The sequence below is a fragment of the Mesorhizobium sp. M7A.F.Ca.US.006.04.2.1 genome (assembly GCF_004022915.1).
GTDB lineage: Bacteria > Pseudomonadota > Alphaproteobacteria > Rhizobiales > Rhizobiaceae > Mesorhizobium > Mesorhizobium ciceri.
The window spans coordinates 1-5,882 of sequence record NZ_RZQA01000383.1 but is presented as its reverse complement, the minus strand read 5'-3'; the positions used below and the strand labels follow the sequence as shown (position 1 = coordinate 5,882).

Genomic DNA, 5,882 nt, shown 5'->3' with positions numbered 1-5,882 from the left:
GGAAAAGAGATTTAGGCCTGGGGAAAAACGGAGGTTCCTGATTGACGGACTGGGTTGCAATTCTGAAGGAGCAGACCGCCATTGGCGACCAGATGGGCCGCGAGGTGCCGCAGATGCTGGCCAATCCCGACATCAGCGAAGCGCAGGTGAAGACACTCTTTTCCGCGCTGGAGAAACAAGCCGAGTTCGTCGAGAAACTGCGCATGGCGCTGGAAAAATTCGGCCATGATTTCTCGATCATCAAGGCCGCGGAACGGCTGGAGGAGCTCTATGCCGACCTCGCCGCATCGGTGGCGGAAAAACTGAAAGCGATGCGCAAGTAGGGCAACTCTGGGAAAGCCGTGCAGCGCTCTGCCTTGAAAATGTGTGAAGACAGCTACTTTTCGATCACCCGCGCAAAGCGCCTATCCGGTACGAGCCATATCATCGCGACCAGCACATAGAGCGCGACGCCGATCCACTGGCTGACGAAGGTCAGCACGACGGCCACGATATAGACAGCCAGCGAGAGCTTCCCCTTGCGGTCATTACCCAGCGCCTTGGCAAAGGCGGTATCATTGCCGTGCAGGCGATGCAGCGCGGCGGCGAGTATGGTGTAGGCGATGGCGCATAGCGCGAGGTCGGTGCCATAGACTGCTACCGGCACCGGCGCAAAGTGGTTCTCGCCCATGAAGGCTGTGGTCACCGGCATCAGCGACAGCCAGAACAGCAGATTGAGGTTCGCCCACAGCACGCGCCCGTCGACCCGCTGAACGGTGTGGAACATGTTGTGCAGATTGTTCCAGTAGATGCCGACATTGATGAAGGACAGCACGTAGCAGAAGAAGATCGGCCACAACGGCACCAAGGCGGAGAAATCCTCGCCATGCGGCACTTTCAACTCAAGCACCATGATGGTGATGATGATAGCCACGACGCCATCGGTGAATGCCTCGACCCTGCCTTTGCCCATGGATCCCACCTTTGCCCGTGATGAATTGTCGAAAGAGAGTAAACGCTAGCGGATGTTGAGGAGCCAATAAATGGCAACCGTGAAATTCCTCAACCATGTCCAAGGAAAATCCGGCATCAGTCCCGTTGGCCAGGACGGTTACGGCCGCCCACCTGTTGACTTTTCTTGGCTTGGCCGCTCCTCTTGCAGGGCAATCTTGGCCGGAGCAGGTGAACGGCCGGGATTCGAATGGAGGGGACTGATGAGATTTCGTTTTCTGCTTGTGGCCGCGACCATCATGGCCGCGGTGTTCGGGACGTCCGCCGCGGCCTTCGCCTACAGCGCTCACACCTCGACCAACCTCAACGTCCGCAGCGGGCCGGGAGCGGGATACGCCAAAGTGGGAACGCTGCCCGCCGGCTTCAGAGTCAATGTCACCGGCTGCCAGCCGGGCTGGTGTAGAATCCATGGCGGTGGCGTGAGCGGCTGGGCCAGCGCCGGTTATCTCGAACGCTCACAGATCGTTCGCCCGCCAATCATCATCGTGCGTCCGCCGCATCGGCCGCCACACTGGCACAAGCCGCACCGTCCTCCGCACCATCGGCCGCCGCACAGGCCGCGTCCCGGCAAGTGCAAGATCGCGCCCGGCTTTCCTTGCAGGTAAGGCCGACCGGTTGAACGATAGATGAGCCGCTGGCCCCGATCCGAGCCTGTTCAGCCGGCGGATATCCCGCTCAGGCAATGTCCACCGTGCTGTCAGGAGCCTGCCTGTCGGCGGGAACGTCGTGGATGAAACCGCGTTAGACCCCTCGATCCCCGAAATTGGTGACGAGGTTGGCCATGGCCATTCGCGATTTTGCACATACGCACGAAGGGGCAGGTGGCGATGCTCTCGCAATCCCCACCGTCGCCGCGATGATTGCGGTGCTGTTTGCCGGCAGCACGGTGCTGACGCCGCTCTACATCGTCTACAAGCAGCAATTCGGCTTTTCACAAATCACCCTGACGCTGATCTACGCCGTGTATGTCGTCGGCAATCTGGCGGCACTTCTGATGTTGGGCAGCGTCTCCGATATTGTCGGACGCCGGCCCGCGAGCCTGGCGGCCATGCTCGTCGCCATCGTCAGTGCGCTTGTCTTCCTGTTTGCCGTAAACGTCGTCTCGCTCGACGTCGCCCGCATCCTGAGCGGGCTTGGCATCGGCGTCGGCGCGGGGACCGGAACCGCGTGGATTGCCGAGCTTCTTCCCGGCGCGGACAAGTCGCGCGCCAGTGTGATTGCCACCAGCACCAACTTCCTCGGCCTCGGCCTCGGCGCACTGATTTCGGGATTTCTGGCTGAATACGAGCCATGGCCGTTGCGGCTGATCTTCATCGTCTATCTGGCAGCACTTGTGGTGGTGACGATCCTGGTCTGGCGCACTCGCGAAACGGTGTCGAAGCCGGGCGGCCTCGGGCGGATCTCCTTGCGGCCGCGACTTTCCGTCCCGGAGGAAATCCGTGCGCGCTTCGTCGCGCCGGCGGTGACCGGCTTCGGCGCGATGGCGCTGGTCGGGTTCTACGCCGCGTTGGCGCCGAGCATCCTGGCGCAGCAGCTGCATGAGACCAACCATGCCGTCGCCGGCGCGCTGTTCTTCGAGCTGGCGATCGTCACCGCGATCAGCATTGTCGTTCTGATGCACATGAAGAGCAACAAGGCGATGCTGGCTGCGCTGGCATTGATGATCCCAAGCGTCTCGTTGGTGATGGCGGCGCAGATATTGGCCTCGATGGCACTGATGGTTGCTGCGACGGCCTGTTGCGGCGTTGCGGCGGCGCTTGGTTACCGTGGCGGCCTGCAAGTGGTGAACGAGATCGCGCCCAAGGATCGTCGCGCCGAAGTGGTGTCCAGCTTCTTCATCTGCTGCTTTGTCGGCAACGCCTTGCCCGTCATCGGCATCGGCATCGTTTCGACCTATGCCAGTCCCGTCGCTGCCAGCCTGGCGTTCGCCGGCATGATCGTGGTGTTTGCGTTGGTGGCGCTGGCTTTTGGGCTGAAACAACAACGGCGTTGAGGGCCTGGAGCGGTCCAGCGGAACCGGGTTGGCTTCAGCCGTTCGGTGTTTCAGGCGAAAGATGCGCGCGTCCGCGCGGCACGCCAAGACCGGTGTCCGGCGGCTCGCCGGCGGCCGGCCTGTCCTCGATCATGTGCGTGGTGCGCCAGCGGCCGAAACGATAGTAGGCCGCCGCCAGTACAAGCGAGCTGATCGAACCCGCCGGGAAGCTCCACCACAACGCTTCCTCGCCGATCACGCCACGCATGAAATAGGCAAAGCCGGTGCGCACGACCAGCACCGAAATGACCAGGATGATCAGCGGCGGCATCACGGCACCCGTGGCTCGTACGGTGGCAAACAGCACGATGGTGATGCCGAACAGGATGAACGACCACGAGGCGACATTGTTGATGTGGACGGCGATGTCGATCGCCGCGCTGTCGCGGCTCAGGAACAGGCTCAGCACCGAACGGTCGAAAACCGACAGCACGGCAACCAGTGCGCCGGTCAGGACGAGGTTGAAGCCGACGCCTGAGGCGGCGATGCGGCCGATCCGGTCCCAGCGCCCGGCGCCGACATTCTGTGCCGCCATCGAGGACACCGCGGCGCCGATGGCGAGCGCCGGCATCTGGATGTAGGTCCACAGCTGGGCGGCGATGCCGTAGGCGGCGGCGACCTGTGAGCCGTAGGAATTGACTATGCCCATCACCGTCAGTGCCGCCGCCGAAATGACGATCATCTGCAGGCCCATTGGCACGCCCTTGAAGACGACGATGCGCAGCAAGGTGGGATCGGGCCGCAACAGAGCGAGATTGGCGCCGGCCAGCCGCAGCGGATGCTTGCGCACATAGAGAACGATCAGGATGGCGATCACGCTTACCGTCTGGCCGATCAGCGTGGACGTGGCGGAGCCCGCGATGCCGAGTTCGGGAAACGGTCCGATGCCGGCGATGAGCAATGGGTTGAGCACGATGTCGAGGACGACGGCCAGCGCCATGAAGAAGAAGGGCGTGCGTGAATCGCCGGCACCGCGCAGCACGGTCATGACGAAGGACAGAAGGTTCATCATCGGCACGGCGACGAAGATGATGCGCAGATAGGAGCGCGCCAGCGGCAAGGCGTCGGCCGGTGTGCCGAGCGTGTTGAGAATGGCGTCAACCCAGATCCAGCCGCAGACCGCGAAGACAACCGAGACGAGGAAGAAGAATGTCGCGCTGGTGCCGACAATGCGGCGCGCCTCGGGCAGGTCGCGGGCACCGACCGACTGGGCCACCAGAATGGTGGCCGCCATGCCGATGCCGAACACAGTGCCGAGGATCAGGAACAGGACGAGGTTGGCGTTAGAGGTGGCGGTCAGCGCCGATTCGCCGAGAAAACGGCCGACCCAGACGGCGTTGATCGAGCCGTTGAGCGACTGCAGCACGTTGGAGCCGAGCACCGGCAGGGCGAACAGCAGAAGCGTGCGCGGGATCGGGCCGCTGGTCAGGTCGCCGGTGCGCCGGCGCGCGGGCATTTTTTCGTCCATGGCGGGCAACTCGGCGGATGGTGATTTGGATCCAGTCCACGATGATATCGCAGGCGGGACCGAGATGCACCCTTGCGAACGCGCGGCTGAAAGGCCGCTGCCCCGTTCATGCCTGCCGCGAGCCCAGCGGACGCGCCAAGCGCGCCCGCCCGTGCAGTGGCCGTTACTTCCCGGCGAGACCCGGCAGCGTGACCTGATAGACCAGGAACATGGTGTCGACATCGGCGCCGTCTTCCGCCTTGTAGGGTGCGCCGACCTGAAAACCGTCCTGGGCGAGGAAGTCGTTGTCGTTGGCGACGAACAGGAAGTAGTCGTCGGGCAGCTTCGGATCGAGAACGCTGACCACCGACATCGCCTCCCACTTCTCCGACAGGTTGTTCTTGTCGTTCGGCGCGCCATTGTGCAGGCCGAAGCGGCCGAGTTCGCCCTTGTCGTTGATGTCGATGAACGGCGTCAGCTTGGCCGGCATCACCGACGGGTCGAGCACGCCCTTGGGCGCCAGCGGCTTGTCGGCGGCATCGAAGGCGCCGCCGGCGATGTCGGTCGCGGCCGAGACGTCGACGACGAAGATCTGGCGCACCAGCGAGGTGTCGCCCTTCAGCCCCTGGCCGTTACCGCTGTCGCGCGCCAGCATCAGGAAGGTCTTGTCGGAGAGCGCCACGATCTCGCTCTGCGCGGCGATCTTGGTCTTGCCCTTGGCATCCTTGAACACCGGCAACGGCACGACATACTCATGCGCCAGTTTGAGGTGGGCGAGGTCGGACGCGTCATAGACCAGCGCACGCGTGTTCTGGCGCGTCGCGGGCGAATCGCCGCCATCCTGCCGGGGCGCCGATTGCAGCACCGCGATCAGGAACTTGCCGTCCGGCGTCATCGCCATTCCCTCCAGGCCCTGGTTGTTCTGGCGGCCGGTCTCGGGGTCCTTCGGATCGGGCTCGGCGGCACCGGGTCCCGGATTGTCCGAGGCGAAGTTCGGCGTGCCGTGGCGCATCGGCACGAAGGCGGCCGGTGGCTGGGTTGCCGACAGCAGATGCCCGTCGGCGGAAAACCGATAGATGTTCGGGCCGTATTCGTCGGAGATGAACATCGAACCATCGGGCAGCCGCACGATCGCCTCGTTGTCGAGCGCCAGCTTGCCATTGTCGGCTTGCGGCAGGATCGGCATGTCGCCGCTTGCCGCGCGCACGCCGTTGAGTGGGTCGAGGCCTGTGGCATCAGCCCCCTTGTCGTCGGTGAGAAGCATGGTGTCGGCGAGCGTTGCCTTGACGCCCGTCTGCTCCTGGCCGGCAGCAGGTGCAGCGCCCGGTGCGACCGGAGCAAATTCGATGGCGATCGTGTTGAGGCGCGGCCGGTAGTCGGTGGTGCCGACGACATTGTAGCCACGGTCCGGCA

At 63.7% G+C, this 5,882-nt stretch carries 6 protein-coding genes; 3 read left to right on the top strand and 3 right to left on the bottom strand.

The genetic code is table 11. The annotated features are described in order from the left end of the window. The first annotated feature begins 41 nt into the window (after positions 1–41). Entirely contained in the window at positions 42–323 is a 282-nt protein-coding gene (locus tag EN925_RS20100; protein ID WP_027160626.1) for a hypothetical protein, read from the top strand. Between the two features lie 53 nt (positions 324–376). Here the strand turns inward: EN925_RS20100 and EN925_RS20095 are convergent, their stop codons facing one another. Next, positions 377–952: a TMEM175 family protein gene (locus EN925_RS20095; protein WP_013530981.1), complete on the bottom strand. Its 576-nt coding sequence runs from the start codon at positions 950–952 to the stop codon at positions 377–379. Between the two features lie 241 nt (positions 953–1,193). Here EN925_RS20095 and EN925_RS20090 point away from each other — a divergent pair, with 241 nt between their 5' ends. Both EN925_RS20090 and EN925_RS20085 read left to right on the top strand, forming a co-directional pair. Then, positions 1,194–1,595 carry an SH3 domain-containing protein gene (locus tag EN925_RS20090; RefSeq protein ID WP_127370586.1) on the top strand — a complete coding sequence of 134 codons (402 nt, stop codon included), beginning with the start codon at positions 1,194–1,196 and terminating at the stop codon, positions 1,593–1,595. Between the two features lie 176 nt (positions 1,596–1,771). After that, positions 1,772–2,983 (top strand): MFS transporter, encoded by a 1,212-nt coding sequence (locus EN925_RS20085; RefSeq protein ID WP_127388398.1) that lies wholly within the window; start codon positions 1,772–1,774, stop codon positions 2,981–2,983. Between the two features lie 34 nt (positions 2,984–3,017). Here the strand turns inward: EN925_RS20085 and EN925_RS20080 are convergent, their stop codons facing one another. Next, positions 3,018–4,478, bottom strand: coding sequence for an MATE family efflux transporter (locus tag EN925_RS20080; protein ID WP_244506837.1), 1,461 nt, complete (start codon positions 4,476–4,478; stop codon positions 3,018–3,020). 175 nt (positions 4,479–4,653) lie between these two features. Further along, positions 4,654–5,882: esterase-like activity of phytase family protein (locus EN925_RS20075; RefSeq protein WP_128336846.1), on the bottom strand; the 1,229-nt coding region annotated here is incomplete at its 5' end.

Bases quoted from the DNA above. Each gene is read 5' to 3' on its own strand.
- EN925_RS20085 (WP_127388398.1), top strand. From the start codon at position 1,772: ATGGCCATTCGCGATTTTGCACATACGCACGAAGGGGCAGGTGGCGAT.
- EN925_RS20095 (WP_013530981.1), bottom strand. From the start codon at position 952: ATGGGCAAAGGCAGGGTCGAGGCATTCACCGATGGCGTCGTGGCTATC.
- EN925_RS20080 (WP_244506837.1), bottom strand. From the start codon at position 4,478: ATGCCCGCGCGCCGGCGCACCGGCGACCTGACCAGCGGCCCGATCCCG.
- EN925_RS20090 (WP_127370586.1), top strand. From the start codon at position 1,194: ATGAGATTTCGTTTTCTGCTTGTGGCCGCGACCATCATGGCCGCGGTG.